Raw genomic sequence first — 15983 nt, forward strand, 5'->3', positions numbered from 1 at the left:
CTTTTCTCCTATGGCGTTAGTAATCGAAGGAACGGTACGGCTTGGAAAACGTCATGTCCTTCGTGACCACGACGTTGAAGCGATACCCCGGCCGAATTTCCAGCGTCGGCGAAATGCTCAGGTTCTTGGCGATGAGTTGCGCCGTAACCTGGCCGAGCTGCTGGCCGAGGGCTTCGCTTAGGGCACTGCTGGCGCTCGGTGCGCCATAGGTGTTTGTGGCCTGGTTCTGGCGTTGGCTGTAGGTGATGCCTGCTGTCACGCCGGACATGAGGAAGGCCGAGCCGAACAGGCGCACATAGTGGTTGTTCACCTGGTCGTGGAAGCCCGCGTATCCCGCGCTGTCCGCGCCTGGCATCGCGCCAATGTCCATCGCCTTGCCATCGGGGAACACGATGCGTTGCCACGCAACCAGCACGCGCGCTTGGCCGTAGGCCACGTCGCTCGAATACGAGCCGACGAGGCGCGATCCCTGCGGGATCAACAGGTGCTTGCCGGTCGGTGTGTCGTACACGTCCTGCGCGACCTGGGCCATGATTTGGCCCGGCAGATCGGAGTTGATGCCCGAAATGAGCGTGGCCGGCACGACGAAGCCCGCGCGCAGCTCGAACGGTGTGCGCGGCGCTTCCGGCTGCGAATCCAGCTTCCAGCGGTCGCCCTGCCCACCTTGGCCGAACTGCGCCATGCTGTTGCGCCCGCCGCCGCTGGTCGAGGTTTGCAGGAGCTGCGGCGCACCGCCCGCGCCCATGCCGCCGGCGGCCGGAGCCGCGCCGCCACCACCGACGCCCATGCCGCGAATCTGCGCCAGGCGTGCTTGATAGGCGGCGGTCGGATCGTTGCTGCGCTGCGCGTCGATTTGCTGCTGCACCGCTGCGATGCGGTTCAGCATTTCATCGCGCGTCTGCGGCGTGCCGGTGTAGGTGCTCGGGCCACCCGGCGCGGAGCCGTTGCTACGCGGGGCATCCACGCGCACGGTGGTCTTGGCCTTCACGGCTTCGCCGAACATCTGCATCTTCGCCATGCGGATGCGCTGGGCCTCGTCGTCGTTCACCGGCTGGCCCGGGTTGCCGGGGTTGGCCGGCGGGGCCGGCGGCGCGTCCGGGTTGGACGGCCGCGCGATCTCCAGCGGAGCCGACGCCGGGCCGGTCGGCATGTCGGGCACCTTGAGCGGGCTTGCCGGCTCGATCAAGCCGCCGGTCTTGTCGCCTGCGATCTCCTTGGCGAACATCGACGTGTTGCCGGCCTTCTCCTTGGGGCCGTCCGCCGGCGCGTTCTGCTTGGCCGCGCGATCCGCCGCGACCAGGGCCATGACCAGCACGAACGACAGCAGGACGCCGCCGAGGATGTACATGGGCATGTTGTTGACGCGACGGACGCCCGCCTTCTTGGACACTTCGCCAGGCGAAGCGTCAGGTGCCATCTGATCGGCGTTTTCTGTCATGGCGTCACTCCTTGCGCACCCAGTACCCGGCCGGCGCGAACGTGCCGTTTTGCGCCAGGTAAGGGCGGGTGATGGATTGATTGCCGACCATCAAGGTCAGGCGGTACAGGTTCGAGTCGCCAGCCTGGTCGAGCACGTAGCGCAACGGCAGGCCGCCCGACGCGGCCGTGGTGGCCGGTGCGCTCGCCTGCGATGCCGCCGAGGCCGGGGCCTGCGTGGAAGCGCCGGCCGGGGCGTACTCCAGGAGGGCATAGCCCTTGTCGCGCAGCGACTTGACGAGCGCCTGGCCGAACGGATCGGGCGTCGGCTGTTGCAGCTCCAGGCGCGTGCGCGCCGGCGCGTACAGCGTGGCGAGCTGCTGCACCGCGTCGGTGGCGAGCTTCTGCTGATCGAGCGCGGCCGACTGGACGAAGTTGCCGTACTGGCTGGTGGTTGCGCAGCCGCCGAGGCCCAGGGCGAGGGCGAGCAGCGCGAGAGAGACGATCTTGCGCATGGTCACTTCCTCCGGCTGATGGTCACGCGGTCTTGGCTACTGCCAACACCGGCAATCAGGATCGCGCGGTCAAACACCGTGTCCACGATGTAGCGATTGCCCTGCACGCGGTAATTGACCAGCACCGTTTCGTCGTCGGTGAACAAGCCGCCCTCTTTGCGCACGACCAGGAGCGTCGGCGCTTCGGTCTGCTGCATCGTGCCGGGCATTTCGATGATGGTCTTGCGGCCATCGTTGTAGACGCGCACAGGCTTCCAGCTCGCCGACCCGGACAGCTCATAGTCGAACGAGAGATCGCCCAGGTACTCGCCCGTCGCCGGCAGGGTGTTGTCGGTGCGTTCCTGCTTCTCGCGGCGCTGGATCGCGTCCCACTTGGCTTGCGCTTCCTCGGGGTACGTGAACGAGACTTGCGGCATGTACTCGGTGCGATGCGAGCGCAGGCGGAAGTGGTAGCTGCGGCGGTTCGTGGTCACAACCAGGCTGGTTTCGAGGCCCACGTCCATCGGCTTGATGATGAGGTGCTGAACCTCGGTCGCGCCGCTGCCGGTGATGGCCGGTTCCACCGTCCACCTGGCCGTGTCGCCCAGGTTGATCGAGTTCACTTGTTCGCCGGGCTGCAAGGCCACGTCGCACACCTGGAGCACCGCGCAAACGATGCTCGGCTGCTGCGCGCCGTACACGAACTTGATGGCACCGCCCGAGCCGGCCACCGGCTTGATGCCGGTCGCCGACCCCGCTTCCCACCGTTTGGCGATGGCGAGCGCCGCGCGCTCTTGAGCGGTCAGCGTCGGGTTGGTCTTGTTGAAATACTTGTCGGCAATGTCGTCGCCAGGGGCGGCCAGAGCCAGGGAGGGCACCGCCACAGCAGCGCCCACGATCAAAGCGGAGAGGGTTTTCTTCATGGTGGATGACCTCGAATTCATTGGATGCGGGACCAGGAGTAATCACGCACGTAGATGCTCAACGGGTTGTTCCGCAGTTGCTCATCGGTGGTGTTGGGCGTGACCTCGGCGATGTAGGTAGTCACGAGCGCGCGCCAGGTGACGGGCTGACCTTTCAGCGTGCCTTGGCGGTCGCGCGTGGTTTCCACCCACTCGACTTGCCAGGTGTCGGGCGTTTGCGGGATGACGGTCTTGATCTCGACGCTGACCATTTCCTTCTCGGCGCGCTTGAACGGGCTGGAATCGGGCGTGCCGTTCAACCACTCGTTCATCTTTGGCGTCGCCGGATCGTTGGGGGCGAGCATCGAGTACGCCTTGAACACGCACTTGCGCTGCAAGGCCACGTCAGGCGACACCATGCGCGCGCAGCTCATCCAGTCCGCAACGGCGGCGTGGATGACACGCGGATCGGCCTTCCCTGCGGCCTGCACCGGGCCGGCGGCCACCGTCTGGCCCAGCTTGTCCACCTCGACCACGTAGGGGATGAACTTCGACTGGCTGCCGATGTGGATCACGCCACCCACGCCGGCCAGCGCGATCAACAGCGACAGGATGCCTATCACCTGCCAGGTTTGGCGCTGCGAGACGACGCTGCCCACGTGATCGTTCCAGGTGCGGCGCGCGGCCAGGTAGGGGTTCTCGGCCTCGCCCGCACGGCGGCCGCCGGCGAGCGGTTCCTTCGAGCGGCGCGGATCGCGCGGCTCGGCGGAGTTGGCGGGCTTCTTGAAGATCAAGCCCTTGAGGGTGTCGGCGATGCTCATGCGGCCTCCAGGTAGTCGTTGAGATTCAGCCCACGGCCGGCCAGCCACTCATGCACCCATTCGTGGCCGAACTTGGCTTCGAGGCTCTTGATGGTGGCGACCGATTCCTTGTCGGACGCACCGACGAAGGCCAGGGCCATCGGCCCCAGGGCAAGGTCATAGAGACGGCGGCCGTTCTCCGAGACGTAGTAGTACTGACGCTTCGGAATGGCAGTCGCCAGGATTTCGATCTGACGCGCGTTGAGGCCCATACGGCGATAGAGCGCCGATGTGTCCTCATCCCTGGCGTAGACGTTAGGCAGGAAAATCTTGGTCGCGGTCGATTCCACGATCACGTCCAAGATGCCCGAGTTGGCCGCGTCGGAGAGGCTTTGCGTCGCCATCAGCACAAGGCAGTTGGCCTTGCGCAGCACCTTGAGCCATTCCCTGATCTTGGCGCGGAACGCGGGGTGGCCCAGCATCAACCAGGCTTCGTCCAGGATGATGACGGAGGGCTGGCCTTTCAGTGCGCGCTCGATGCGGCGGAACAGGTAGAGCAGCACCGGCAGCGCGAACTTCTCGCCCAGGTTCATCAGCTCTTCGATCTCGAACACCGTGAAGTCGGACAGCGACAGGCCGTCCTCTTCGGCGTCGAGCAGGTGGCCCATCGAGCCGTCCACCGTGTACTGCTTGATGGCCTCGCGGATCGCCTCGTCCTGAATCGTCACCGAGAACTCGGAGAGCGTGCGCGCGCCGCTGGCGTGCATGCTCATGATCGCGTTGCCGATCTCGTTGCGCTGCGCCGGCGTGGTGTTGACGCCGTTCAACGCCAGGATGGTGTCGATCCACTCCATCGCCCAGGCCCTATCCCCCTTCGTTTCGAGGAACTGGAGCGGGCAGAACGCCAGGCGGTCATCGTCGGCGGCCACCGTGAAATGCAGGCCGCTCTTGCCCTTCGTGGCCGCGCGGATGCCGGCCGCGAGTGGGTACATCGACATGCCCTTGTCGAAGGCGTAGATCGACATGCCGGCGTAGCGACGGAGCTGCGCGGCGATGATGCCCAGGTGCGTCGATTTGCCTGCGCCGGTCGGGCCGAACATGAAGGTGTGGCCCAGGTCGCGCACGTGCAGGTTCAGGCGGAACGGCGTAGCGCCCACCGTCACGCAGTGCATGAGCGCCGGCGACAGCGGCGGGTACATCGGGCACGGAGCCGTGGCGCTGCCCGTCCAGATCGAGCTTGTCGGCAGCAGGTCGGCCAGGTTCATCGTGTTGATGAGCGGCCGGCGCACGTTCTCGACGCCGTGGCCGGGCAAGCTGCCCAGGTACGCATCGAGCGTGTTGATCGTCTCGATACGGGCCGCGAAGGCCAGGCGGTTGACGGCCTTCTCGACCAGGAGCGCGGAGGCCGCCAGGCGCTCCCGATCCTCGTCCATCAGCACGACTACGCTGGTGTAGTAGCCGGCCGCCACCAAGCCGCTGTTGACCTCGGCGATGGCCGCCTCGGCGTCGCCGACCATCGCGGCCGCGTCCTGGTTGATCGAGCCGGTATTCGTGTTGAACACCTGATCGAAGAAGCCGCGAATCTTCTGCTTCCACTTCTTGCGGAACTTGTCCAGGTGCTTCAAGGACTCGTGCTGATCCATGAAGATGAAGCGGCTCGACCAGCGGTATTCGCTGGGCAGCTCGGCCAGGGCCGAGAGCACCCCAGGCGTTGACTCCAAGGGGAAGCCTTCGATGGCGACCACCTGGATGAACTTGCGCCCGATCTTGGGCACGACGCCGCCCCACAGCTCTTGCCCGCCGATTACCGCATCGAGGTACATCGGATTGCTGGGCAGCATGACCGGGTGATGGAGGCCCGTCACGCAGAACTGCAACCAGCTCAGGAAGTCATCGTGCGTGACTTCCCTGCCCTCTTCCGACACGACTTTTTGGCCGCGCAGGCGCGTCATCTTGACCGCCGAGGACAGGCGCGATTCCAGGCTGGTGATCTCGCGCTTGAACTGCGCAATCAGGCCCGTAGTGCGCGCCGTATGGTCGGGAGCCACCGCATCGTCATCGAACATGAGTTCGACAAACTTGCGCTGGGCCAGCACTGGCGGGAACCACGTGACGGTCAGGACAAAGTAGCCCTCGAACATCGCGCCCAGGCCCTCGAACAAGCGCCGGCGTTCCTCGTCAATGGCGAAGGAAACGGAGTCGGGGAACGATGACACGCCCCGCTCCGAGTAGTTCGGCGCAGGCCGACGCACAGCATCGACATGCACCATCCAGCCGTTCCCCAGGCCCGCCAGGGCCTGGTTGATGCGGAACGACACCATTTCCCGCTGTTCCTCGGTGCTGCTGGCGTTGTCATCACCCTTGTACAGCCAGGCGGCCATAAAGGAGCCGTTCTTGCCCACGATCACGCCGTCATCGACCACGGCGGCGTAATTGAGCAGATCGGCCAGGCCGGCATCCTTGGCGCGATGCTTCTTGAGCTTCAGCTCGGCATCGACAGCCCGGATGCGGGCAAAGAGGATGAGCAACAGAACCGCACCGAGCACAGCAATGGCAATTGCGATTGCTTCGATCATTTGTATTGCTTCCCTTGACTCGGCGTGTTGTCACGGAAGGGCGTGCTGCGAGCCGGGTAGTACGGCTTGTACCGGCGGTGCCGCAGGTACACGTGTCGCAGCTTCGGATCGGCCTTCGCCATGAGGCGCAGCGCGAAGAGCGCGCCGAACCACAAGGCGATGCCGAACACCGTTGCCCTCACTTCTTGGGCGCTGAAAATCAGCGCGCCGGCCAGCAGGCCCGAGAACATCACCAGCTCACGATCCCCGCCCATGAACAGGTTTTCTCGGTTGCCGGCCCTACGGATGGGGATCGCGCGCAGAGCCATGACTTACCCCGCGATGTGGCCGCGCTCGGCCCAGCGCATGACGGCTTCGCCGGGGAAGCCGGCCACGTCCAGCGCGGCGACCTTGACCTGGTGCAGCGCGCCATCGGTCAGGGCGGCGATTTCCGCGCCACGGCCGAAGAACGTGCTCATCATGTTCTGCGCGCCGACCAGCAGGGCCATGACCAGGACGATGAAGATCAACGTGCGGAAGAAGCCGTTGAGTTCGCCGCCGAAGATCAGGATGCCGCCGGCGACCACGATGCCGATGATCGACAGCGCGAAGGCCACCGGGCCGGTGACGGAGTTGCGGAGGTTGGTCAGCCAGCTCTCATACGGCAGAGAGCCGCCGGTGCCCTCGGAGGCGAATGCGTGCTGGGGGGCCAGCAGGAAGAACGCCAGGAGGGCGAAGAGGCCCATGTAGAACAGGGCGTTGCGGTTGAGGCGGAATGCCGGGAAGGTTGCTTGCATTGGTCGTAACTCCTAGTCAGAGGGTTTTGGTGATGTACTGGCCGTTGGCGAACCCGGAAACCTCCAAGATTTCCTGGATGCGCCGCGAGCCTTCGACGCGGGCGATATGAACAACCACGTGAACCGCCTCGCCGATAAGCGGTTCAATGGGTTTCGGGGAATCGGGGTGCATGCTGATGAGCATGGCGAGCCGATCCAATCCAGCTTTGGCGTTGTTTGCGTGCAGGGTTGCAGCACCTCCTTCGTGCCCGGTGTTCCAGGCCATCAACAGATCAAGGGCTTCGGGGCCGCGCACCTCGCCGACCAGGATTCGGTCGGGGCGCATGCGGAGGGTGGTTTTCAGCAGCGCCGTCATGTTCACGTCGATGCTGGTGTGGTACTGGACGTAGTTCTCGGCGGCGCACTGGATTTCGCCGGTGTCCTCGATGATGAAAACCCGCTCGGTCGGGTCTTGAATCACCATCTCGTTGATGATCGCGTTCACCAGCGTGGTCTTGCCCGAGCCGGTGCCGCCGATCACAAGGATGTTCCGGTGCGCGCGCACCGCTGCAATCAATGCCTCGCGCTGCGGCGCGGTCATGATTCCGCGTTCGACGTACTGATCGAGCGTGAAGATGGCGACGGCCTTCTTCCGAATGGCGAAGGTGGGTGCGGGCACAACCGGCGGGAGCTGGCCGGCGAAGCGACTGCCATCAAGGGGCAGCTCGCCTTCCAGGATCGGCTTGGAGCGCGTGACTTCCTTGCCGTGGTAGCCCGCGATGGTTTCGATGATGGCTTGCGCCTGCGCGACGCGCAGCGTGCCGATGCACTTCATCGGCTCGCCCAGGCGTTCGAGCCAGAGCTTGCCGTCCGCGTTGAGCATGATTTCAACGGTCTTGGGATCGTTGAGGGCGGCCAGCAGCTCCGGCCCCATGTCGCGTTCGAGCTTCTTCTTCGCCCGTTCCTTGATGCTGTTGTGTTCTGGTTTCTGGTCGGTCATTCCGTATGCCCTGTATGCCGTTGCGTTTCGCGCATTCTACACAGGTTCATACGATATACCGAACTAATTTCGACCGCAACACCGAAGCGCACAAGGGTGACTTCGGCCGCGACGTTGCATCGCGGATTGCAGGGGCGAAAGAGGCGACAACGCGGCGCATGCTCCGTGCGCCCTCGCGCCGAACCCGTGGCGTTTGCGTTATGGGTTGTCCGGGGGTTGAGCCACCCCGGCGGGCTTTAGCGGCTAAAACTTGGCTGGCTCTTGTGGCTCAGTTCCGCGCCGCTTCCCTTCCCTTCTCACATCCTGGCGTCAACTCCCTCTAAGTTTCTTCCTTGTCGCTTCGCCCCACTTCTTGACGATGAACGCCTGGTGTTCTGGCAGCACGGCCGCCACGCGCTCGAAGCCTGGCGGCAGGCTTCGGGGTGCCTTGCCGCCGGCCAGGGTGTCAAGGGCTTCTTTGTCCAGGTCGGTCGATTCAAGCAGGAGCGGCAGGGGAGTTTCAAGGGCCTGCGCAATGTCCTCCATCACCTTTAGGGAGGGGTTGGCTTTGCCAGTAGTGAGATCGGACAGGAAGGAGATCGAAACCCCCGACCTGTCCGATAGCTCCTTTTTCGTCATGTGCCGCTCATCGAGCAGCCGGAGCACGTTCGTGAAGAAGATGTAGTTGTACAAGGCCCGTATGCCTTCTCGGTGCGGGCGGCAGAAAATTTTAGCCGCTAAAGTTCTTGACCACGGACGCAGGTTTAGCTAAACTGACGACTCCATTAGCGAAAGGAGCATGACGAATGAGCCACAACCTGTTCCAGTTTATCGGTAATCTTACCCGCGATACCGACGTTCGCCATAGCGAAAACAGCGCCCGCGCCGTTTTCGACCTGGCTGTCAATCGCGTGTGGCGCAACGCAGCCGGTGCGAAGCAGGAGCAGACGGACTTCTTCCGCATCAAGTCGTTCGGCGGCCTGGCCGAGAACGCGGGCAAGTACCTGGGCAAAGGCTCCAAGGTGTTCGTCCAGGGCCGCATCGAGCCGACGAAGTACGAGAAGGACGGCAAGACCGAATACGGCTTCGATTTCATCGCCGAGGAAATCGAATACCTGGACACCAAAGCGCCAGGCGGCGGCCAGTAAGGCCAGGCCCGGCCACGGCCGGGCAGTATGCTAGGAGGGAGATTAGATGCAGAACGAGTTCAACGAGCAGGAATACAGGCGCAAGCTCATCGAGGGCGGGCTTAGCGAAGCCGACGCCACCGACCTTGCCGCCCGTACCGCCGCCGCTCGCAGGGACTCGGGCAGCGCCGGCGGGGCCTTCCGCCCCGCCGGTTCCCTCTTCGAGCTGCCGGCCACGGCCGGCGACAACGAGGCGGCTTTGCCGCCGAAGCTACCGACGCCGGCAAGTGCCGCCGTCGAGCGATCCGAGCGCATGGCGCAGGAATCGGCCGAGCTTGCGCGCACGATGGGCCTGCCGCCCGAACCGCGCACCGCCGTGAACAAGATGGCCGAGCAGATCGGCGCGCTGGCCCAGGACAAACGGAGTAGTGCGATGGCGACCAAGAAGCGAACGGCCGGCGGTGAGCTGGCCGAGAAGGTCAGCGAGGCCAAGCAGACGGCCTTGCTCAAGCACACGAAGCAGCAGATCAAGGACATGCAGCTCTCGCTGTTCGACCTGGCTCCCTGGCCGGATCACATGCGGGCACTGCCCAACGACTTCGGGCGGTCGGCGATCTTCACCGTCCGCAACAAGAAGGTGCCGCGCGCCGCGCTGCAAGGCCAGTCGATCTACCACGTCAACAAAGACGTGGAGATCACCTACACCGGGATCGAGCTGCGCGCCGACGACGACGAGCTGGTATTCGCCCAGGTGCTGGAGTACGCGAAGCGCACCGCGCTCGGAGAGCCGGTTTCCTTCACGTTCTACGAGCTTTGCCAGGACTTGGACTGGTCAATCAACGGTCGGTACTACACAAGGGCCGAGGAATGCCTGACGCGGCTCCAGGCGTCGGCCATGCAGTTCTCATCCCAACGCATCGGCCGGCTCGAATCGGTGTCGCTGATCCGGCGCTTCCGCGTCCTGGATCGCGGCAAGCGCACGTCGCGCTGCCAGGTCGAGATCGACGCCGAAATCGTGGTGCTGTTCGCCGGCGACCACTACACGAAATTCGTGTGGGAGAAGTACCGCAAGCTGTCGCCCACCGCGCGGCGCATGTTCGACTACTTCGCCACCCACAAGGAGCCGTACCCGCTCAAGCTGGAGACGTTCCGGCTGATGTGCGGCTCGGATTCCACCCGGCCGAAGAAGTGGCGCGAGCAGGTAGGCGAAGCGTGCGACGAGCTGCGCGAAAACGGCCTGGTCGAAAGTGCGTGGGTGAACGACGACCTGGTGCATTGCAAGCGGTGATCGCCCCCCTGCCCTCCCCTGGAGCCGCCCGAGATCGAGGCGGCTTTTTTTCTCGAGCATCGCCACTTCCGGCGAGGCAGGGGTCGTCTCAGAAAACGGAAAATAAAGCACGCTAAGGCATAGCCGAACCTGCCAAGCTTGCTCCACCCTGTAGTGACGCGATCAGCGGGCAGGAAACGTTCCCCCTTCGCGCATGGCAGGCGCACACCAACTCAGACAGCACGGCCTCCATGCGCGCCAGGTCAGCCATTTTCTCGCGCACGTCCTTGAGCTTGTGCTCGGCCAGACTGCTGGCTTCCTCGCAATGGGTGCCATCCTCCAGCCGCAGCAGCTCGGCGATCTCATCCAGGCTGAAGCCCAGCCGCTGGGCTGATTTCACGAAGCGCACCCGCGTTACATCCGCCTCGCCATAGCGGCGGATGCTGCCATAGGGCTTGTCAGGCTCCAGCAACAAGCCCTTGCGCTGATAGAAACGGATGGTCTCCACATTGACCCCGGCCGCCTTGGCGAAAACGCCAATGGTCAGGTTCTCCAAATTGTTTTCCATATCGCTTGACTCCGTACATGAGTACGGAAGTAAGGTTACGCTATCCAATTTCAATTCGAAAGGACAAGCGCATGTCTGAACCAAAAACCGGGCGCGGCGCGCTCTTCACTGGAGGGCTTGCCGCCATCCTCGCCTCGGCTTGCTGCCTCGGGCCGTTGGTTCTGATCGCCTTGGGGTTCAGCGGCGCTTGGATCGGCAACTTGGCGGTGTTGGAACCCTATCGCCCCATCTTTATCGGCGTGGCGCTGGTGGCGTTGTTCTTCGCCTGGCGGCGCATCTACCGGCAGGCAGCGGCCTGCAAACCGGGTGAGGTCTGCGCGATTCCCCAAGTGCGAGCTACTTACAAGCTCATTTTCTGGATCGTGGCCGCGCTGGTTCTGGTCGCGCTCGGATTTCCCTACGTCATGCCATTTTTCTACTGATCGGAGTTCACCATGAAGAAACTGTTTGCCTCCCTCGCCCTCGCCGCCGTTGTTGCCCCCGTCTGGGCCGCCACCCAGACCGTCACGCTGTCCGTACCGGGCATGACCTGCTCCGCCTGCCCGATCACTGTCAAGAAGGCGATTTCCAAGGTCGAAGGCGTCAGCAAAGTTGACGTGACTTTCGAGACACGCCAAGCGGTCGTCACCTTCGACGATGCCAAGACCAGCGTGCAGAAGCTGACCAAGGCAACCGCAGACGCGGGCTATCCGTCCAGCGTCAAGCAGTGAGTCACTGAAAACGGCACCGCAGCACAACGGACGTCATTGTCTGGCGCCACAAACGATAAAGGATCTGTTGCATGACCCATCTAAAAATCACCGGCATGACTTGCGACTCGTGCGCGGCGCACGTCAAGGAAGCGCTGGAAAAAGTGCCAGGCGTGCAGTCGGCGCTGGTGTCCTATCCGAAGGGCACAGCGCAACTCGCCATCGTGCCGGGCACATCGCCGGACGCGCTGACTGCCGCCGTGGCCGGACTGGGCTACAAGGCAACGCTAGCCGATGCGCCACTGGCGGACAACCGCGTCGGACTGCTCGACAAGGTGCGGGGATGGATGGCCGCCGCCGAAAAGCACAGTGGCAACGAGCCCCCGGTGCAGGTAGCGGTCATTGGCAGCGGTGGAGCCGCGATGGCGGCGGCGCTGAAAGCCGTCGAGCAAGGCGCGCAGGTCACGCTGATCGAGCGCGGCACCATCGGCGGCACCTGCGTCAATGTCGGCTGTGTGCCGTCCAAGATCATGATCCGCGCCGCCCACATCGCCCATCTGCGCCGGGAAAGCCCGTTCGATGGCGGTATTGCGGCAACTGTGCCTACGATTGACCGCAGTAAGCTGCTGGCCCAGCAGCAGGCCCGCGTCGACGAACTGCGGCACGCCAAGTACGAAGGCATCCTGGGCGGTAATCCGGCCATCACCGTTGTGCACGGTGAGGCGCGCTTCAAGGACGACCAGAGCCTTACCGTCCGTTTGAACGAGGGTGGCGAGCGCGTCGTGATGTTCGACCGCTGCCTGGTCGCCACGGGTGCCAGCCCGGCGGTCCCGCCGATTCCGGGCTTGAAAGAGTCACCCTACTGGACTTCCACCGAGGCCCTGGCGAGCGACACCATTCCCGAACGCCTTGCCGTAATCGGCTCGTCGGTGGTGGCGCTGGAGCTGGCGCAAGCCTTTGCCCGGCTGGGCAGCAAGGTCACGGTCCTGGCGCGCAATACCTTGTTCTTCCGTGAAGACCCGGCCATCGGCGAGGCGGTGACAGCCGCTTTCCGTGCCGAGGGCATCGAGGTGCTGGAGCACACGCAAGCCAGCCAGGTCGCCCATATGGACGGTGAATTCGTGCTGACCACCACGCACGGTGAATTGCGCGCCGACAAACTGCTGGTTGCCACCGGTCGGACACCGAACACGCGCAGCCTCGCGCTGGACGCAGCGGGGGTCACTGTCAATGCGCAAGGTGCCATCGCCATCGACCAAGGCATGCGCACGAGCAACCCGAACATCTACGCGGCCGGCGACTGCACCGACCAGCCGCAGTTCGTCTATGTGGCGGCAGCGGCCGGCACCCGTGCCGCGATCAACATGACCGGCGGCGATGCGGCGCTCGACCTGACCGCAATGCCGGCCGTGGTGTTCACCGATCCGCAAGTGGCGACCGTGGGCTACAGCGAGGCGGAAGCCCACCACGACGGGATCGAGACCGACAGCCGCACCTTGACCTTGGACAACGTGCCGCGTGCGCTCGCCAACTTCGACACACGCGGCTTCATCAAGTTGGTTATCGAGGAAGGCAGCCATCGGCTGATCGGCGTACAGGCGGTCGCGCCGGAAGCGGGTGAACTGATCCAGACGGCGGCTCTGGCCATTCGCAACCGCATGACGGTGCAGGAACTGGCCGACCAGTTGTTCCCCTACCTGACGATGGTCGAGGGGTTGAAGCTCGCGGCGCAGACCTTCAACAAGGATGTGAAGCAGCTTTCCTGCTGCGCCGGGTGAGAAAAAGGAGGTGTTCAATGAACGCCTACACGGTGTCCCGGCTGGCTCTTGATGCCGGGGTGAGCGTGCATATCGTGCGCGACTACCTGCTGCGCGGATTGCTGCGCCCGGTGGCGTGCACACCAGGCGGCTACGGCTTGTTCGATGACGCCGCCTTGCAACGGCTGTGCTTCGTGCGGGCGGCCTTCGAGGCGGGCATCGGCCTCGACGCGCTGGCGCGGCTGTGCCGGGCGCTGGATGCGGCGGACGGCGACGAAGCGGCCGCGCAGCTTGCCCTGCTGCGTCAGTTCGTCGAGCGTCGGCGCGAAGCGTTGGCCGATCTGGAAGTGCAGTTGGCCACCCTGCCGACCGAGCCGGCACAGCACGCGGAGAGTCTGCCATGAACAACCCCGAGCGCTTGCCGTCCGAGACGCACAAACCGATCACCGGCTACCTGTGGGGCGGACTGGCTGTGCTGACTTGCCCCTGCCACCTGCCCATCCTCGCTGTCGTGCTGGCCGGCACAACCGCCGGTGCTTTCCTCGGCGAGCATTGGGTCATCGCGGCGCTCGGTTTGACCGGCCTGTTCCTTCTGTCCCTGTCGCGGGCGTTGCGGGCATTCAGGGAAAGAGAATGAGCGCTTTCCGGCCGGATGGATGGACGACGCCGGAACTGGCCCAAGCGGTCGAGCGCGGGCAGCTTGAACTGCACTACCAGCCCGTCGTCGATCTGCGCAGTGGTGGGATTGTCGGCGCGGAAGCCCTGTTGCGCTGGCGTCATCCGACGCTTGGACTATTGCCACCGGGCCAGTTCCTGCCCGTGGTCGAATCGTCCGGCCTGATGCCTGAAATCGGCGCTTGGGTGCTGGGCGAAGCCTGCCGCCAGATGCGTGACTGGCGAATGCTGGCATGGCGACCGTTCCGGCTGGCCGTCAATGTTTCGGCGAGCCAAGTGGGACCGGACTTCGACGGGTGGGTAAAGGGCGTGCTGGCTGATGCCGAGTTGCCCGCCGAGTATCTCGAAATCGAGCTGACCGAATCGGTCGCGTTTGGTGATCCGGCGATCTTCCCCGCCCTGGACGCCTTGCGGCAGATCGGTGTGCGCTTCGCCGCCGATGACTTCGGGACGGGGTATTCCTGTCTGCAACATCTGAAGTGCTGCCCAATCAGCACGCTCAAGATCGACCAATCGTTTGTCGCCGGGCTCGCCAACGACCGCCGCGACCAAACCATCGTGCACACCGTGATTCAGCTTGCGCACGGGCTGGGCATGGATGTGGTGGCTGAAGGCGTGGAAACATCGGCGAGTCTTGATCTATTGCGACAAGCGGACTGCGACACAGGACAAGGCTTCCTGTTCGCGAAGCCAATGCCGGCGGCGGCATTCGCCGTCTTCGTCAGTCAATGGAGGGGTGCCACCATGAATGCAAGTGACTCGACCACCACCAGTTGCTGCGTGTGCTGCAAGGAAATCCCGCTCGATGCCGCCTTCACCCCGGAAGGCGCGGAATACGTCGAGCACTTCTGCGGGTTGGAGTGTTATCAACGCTTCGAAGCGCGTGCCAAGACAGGGAACGAAACCGATGCCGATCCGAACGCCTGCGACTCGCTACCGTCAGATTGAGGCATACCCTAACCGGATGTCAGGGTAGACTGCCTCACAACGTCAGAATAGAGTCGGTTGTGTTATTTATTGACACTAGCTGAAAAAGGTCATAGATTTCTTCCTGACATTTTCGTCCAGGGAGGCATCTTGCAGGGTCAACGCATCGGCTACGTCCGGGTCAGCAGCTTCGACCAGAACCCGGAACGGCAACTTGAACACGTCGAAGTCGGCAAGGTGTTCACCGACAAGGCGTCGGGCAAGGACACCCAGCGGCCCGAGCTTGATTCGCTGCTGGCCTTCGTGCGCGAAGGCGACACCGTGGTGGTTCACAGCATGGATCGCTTGGCGCGCAACCTCGATGACTTGCGCCGCCTCGTGCAAAAGCTCACCAAGCGCGGCGTGCGCATCGAGTTCGTCAAGGAGAGCCTGACCTTCACCGGCGAGGATTCGCCGATGGCGAACCTGATGCTGTCGGTCATGGGGGCGTTCGCTGAATTCGAGCGGGCCTTGATCCGCGAGCGGCAGAGGGAAGGCATCGCGCTCGCCAAGCAACGCGGAGCCTACCGGGGCCGCAAGAAAGCGCTGTCGCCCGAACAGGTAGCCGATCTGCGGCAGCGGGCCGCCGCCGGCGAACAAAAAGCGAAGCTGGCCCGCGAGTTTGGTGTCAGCCGGGAGACCCTGTATCAATACTTGAGAGCGGATCAGTAAATATGCCACGTCGTTCCATTCTGTCCGCCGCCGAGCGGGAAAGCCTGTTGGCGTTGCCGGATACCAAGGACGACTTGATCCGATACTACACGTTCAGCGATACCGACCTCTCCATCATCCGGCAACGGCGCGGGCCTGCGAACCGCTTGGGCTTTGCAGTTCAGCTCTGCTACCTGCGCTTTCCCGGCATCCTCCTTGGCGTCGATGAGCCGCCGTTTCCGCCCTTGCTGAAACTGGTCGCCGACCAGCTCAAGGTCAGTGTCGGGGTCTCCTCGTTTTCAGTGCAATAAGTGACGGTACGCAAAGCTAGCACTGGCGCGGGGGTGGTCTGGGTAGACCG

19 protein-coding genes and 1 pseudogene are annotated in these 15983 nt (G+C 64.0%); 10 read left to right on the forward strand and 10 right to left on the reverse strand.

Going from position 1 to position 15983, the window contains the following annotated elements; translation table 11 throughout:
• Window positions 1-16: 16 nt before the first annotated feature.
• The 9 genes from AC07ZH_RS17560 to AC07ZH_RS17600 form a co-directional block, all read right to left on the reverse strand.
• Window positions 17-1438, reverse strand: coding sequence for a TrbI/VirB10 family protein (locus AC07ZH_RS17560; protein ID WP_011114050.1), 1422 nt, complete (start codon window positions 1436-1438; stop codon window positions 17-19).
• A 4-nt stretch (window positions 1439-1442) separates the two neighbouring features.
• Entirely contained in the window at window positions 1443-1931 is a 489-nt protein-coding gene (locus AC07ZH_RS17565) for a conjugal transfer lipoprotein TrbH (RefSeq protein ID WP_006122479.1), read from the reverse strand.
• Between the two features lie 2 nt (window positions 1932-1933).
• Window positions 1934-2833, reverse strand: a complete 900-nt coding sequence (gene trbG, locus AC07ZH_RS17570) for a P-type conjugative transfer protein TrbG (RefSeq protein ID WP_006122480.1) — start codon at window positions 2831-2833, stop codon at window positions 1934-1936.
• Between the two features lie 17 nt (window positions 2834-2850).
• Window positions 2851-3633, reverse strand: coding sequence for a conjugal transfer protein TrbF (locus tag AC07ZH_RS17575; RefSeq protein WP_011114048.1), 783 nt, complete (start codon window positions 3631-3633; stop codon window positions 2851-2853).
• A complete protein-coding gene (locus AC07ZH_RS17580; RefSeq protein ID WP_011114047.1) occupies window positions 3630-6188 on the reverse strand; it encodes a VirB4 family type IV secretion/conjugal transfer ATPase in 2559 nt (852 codons plus the stop codon). The genes AC07ZH_RS17575 and AC07ZH_RS17580 overlap by 4 nt, the downstream gene beginning before the upstream one ends.
• Entirely contained in the window at window positions 6185-6496 is a 312-nt protein-coding gene (locus AC07ZH_RS17585) for a conjugal transfer protein TrbD (RefSeq protein WP_001207961.1), read from the reverse strand. Before AC07ZH_RS17585 ends, AC07ZH_RS17580 begins: the two co-directional genes overlap by 4 nt.
• A gap of 3 nt (window positions 6497-6499) precedes the next feature.
• The gene (gene trbC / locus AC07ZH_RS17590) at window positions 6500-6964 is read right to left on the reverse strand and encodes a conjugal transfer system pilin TrbC (protein ID WP_011114046.1); all 465 of its coding nucleotides are present in this window, start codon (window positions 6962-6964) and stop codon (window positions 6500-6502) included.
• Window positions 6965-6980: 16 nt separating this feature from the next.
• Complete coding sequence (trbB, locus tag AC07ZH_RS17595; protein WP_000132020.1) at window positions 6981-7943, reverse strand: P-type conjugative transfer ATPase TrbB; 963 nt, start codon at window positions 7941-7943, stop codon at window positions 6981-6983.
• Window positions 7944-8252: 309 nt separating this feature from the next.
• Window positions 8253-8615 carry a transcriptional regulator gene (locus AC07ZH_RS17600; protein ID WP_011114045.1) on the reverse strand — a complete coding sequence of 121 codons (363 nt, stop codon included), beginning with the start codon at window positions 8613-8615 and terminating at the stop codon, window positions 8253-8255.
• A 113-nt stretch (window positions 8616-8728) separates the two neighbouring features.
• Here AC07ZH_RS17600 and AC07ZH_RS17605 point away from each other — a divergent pair, with 113 nt between their 5' ends.
• Both AC07ZH_RS17605 and trfA read left to right on the forward strand, forming a co-directional pair.
• The gene (locus tag AC07ZH_RS17605; protein ID WP_000019167.1) at window positions 8729-9070 is read left to right on the forward strand and encodes a single-stranded DNA-binding protein; all 342 of its coding nucleotides are present in this window, start codon (window positions 8729-8731) and stop codon (window positions 9068-9070) included.
• A gap of 46 nt (window positions 9071-9116) precedes the next feature.
• On the forward strand, window positions 9117-10337 hold the full coding sequence (gene trfA, locus AC07ZH_RS17610; protein ID WP_011114072.1) for a plasmid replication initiator TrfA: 1221 nt from the start codon (window positions 9117-9119) through the stop codon (window positions 10335-10337).
• 112 nt (window positions 10338-10449) lie between these two features.
• Here trfA and merR read toward each other — a convergent pair whose 3' ends face one another.
• Complete coding sequence (gene merR / locus AC07ZH_RS17615) at window positions 10450-10884, reverse strand: mercury resistance transcriptional regulator MerR (RefSeq protein WP_003131969.1); 435 nt, start codon at window positions 10882-10884, stop codon at window positions 10450-10452.
• Between the two features lie 71 nt (window positions 10885-10955).
• Here merR and merT point away from each other — a divergent pair, with 71 nt between their 5' ends.
• The 8 genes and pseudogenes from merT to AC07ZH_RS17655 form a co-directional block, all read left to right on the forward strand.
• Window positions 10956-11306, forward strand: coding sequence for a mercuric ion transporter MerT (gene merT / locus AC07ZH_RS17620; RefSeq protein ID WP_003131974.1), 351 nt, complete (start codon window positions 10956-10958; stop codon window positions 11304-11306).
• 12 nt (window positions 11307-11318) lie between these two features.
• The gene (gene merP / locus AC07ZH_RS17625) at window positions 11319-11594 is read left to right on the forward strand and encodes a mercury resistance system periplasmic binding protein MerP (protein ID WP_003131987.1); all 276 of its coding nucleotides are present in this window, start codon (window positions 11319-11321) and stop codon (window positions 11592-11594) included.
• Window positions 11595-11665: 71 nt separating this feature from the next.
• Window positions 11666-13351: a mercury(II) reductase gene (merA, locus tag AC07ZH_RS17630; RefSeq protein WP_003158917.1), complete on the forward strand. Its 1686-nt coding sequence runs from the start codon at window positions 11666-11668 to the stop codon at window positions 13349-13351.
• Window positions 13352-13368: 17 nt separating this feature from the next.
• Window positions 13369-13734: a mercury resistance co-regulator MerD gene (gene merD / locus AC07ZH_RS17635; protein WP_000995360.1), complete on the forward strand. Its 366-nt coding sequence runs from the start codon at window positions 13369-13371 to the stop codon at window positions 13732-13734.
• Entirely contained in the window at window positions 13731-13967 is a 237-nt protein-coding gene (gene merE / locus AC07ZH_RS17640; RefSeq protein ID WP_003132004.1) for a broad-spectrum mercury transporter MerE, read from the forward strand. The genes merD and merE overlap by 4 nt, the downstream gene beginning before the upstream one ends.
• The gene (locus AC07ZH_RS17645; RefSeq protein ID WP_003132006.1) at window positions 13964-14953 is read left to right on the forward strand and encodes a DUF3330 domain-containing protein; all 990 of its coding nucleotides are present in this window, start codon (window positions 13964-13966) and stop codon (window positions 14951-14953) included. The genes merE and AC07ZH_RS17645 overlap by 4 nt, the downstream gene beginning before the upstream one ends.
• Window positions 14954-15082: 129 nt before the next feature.
• Window positions 15083-15643 (forward strand): recombinase family protein, encoded by a 561-nt coding sequence (locus tag AC07ZH_RS17650; protein WP_011239984.1) that lies wholly within the window; start codon window positions 15083-15085, stop codon window positions 15641-15643.
• 2 nt (window positions 15644-15645) lie between these two features.
• Window positions 15646-15906, forward strand: a pseudogene (locus AC07ZH_RS17655) (DUF4158 domain-containing protein); the annotation flags it as partial.
• Window positions 15907-15983: the final 77 nt, after the last annotated feature.

It is taken from the genome of Simplicispira sp. GW247-4R2A (assembly GCF_059424465.1).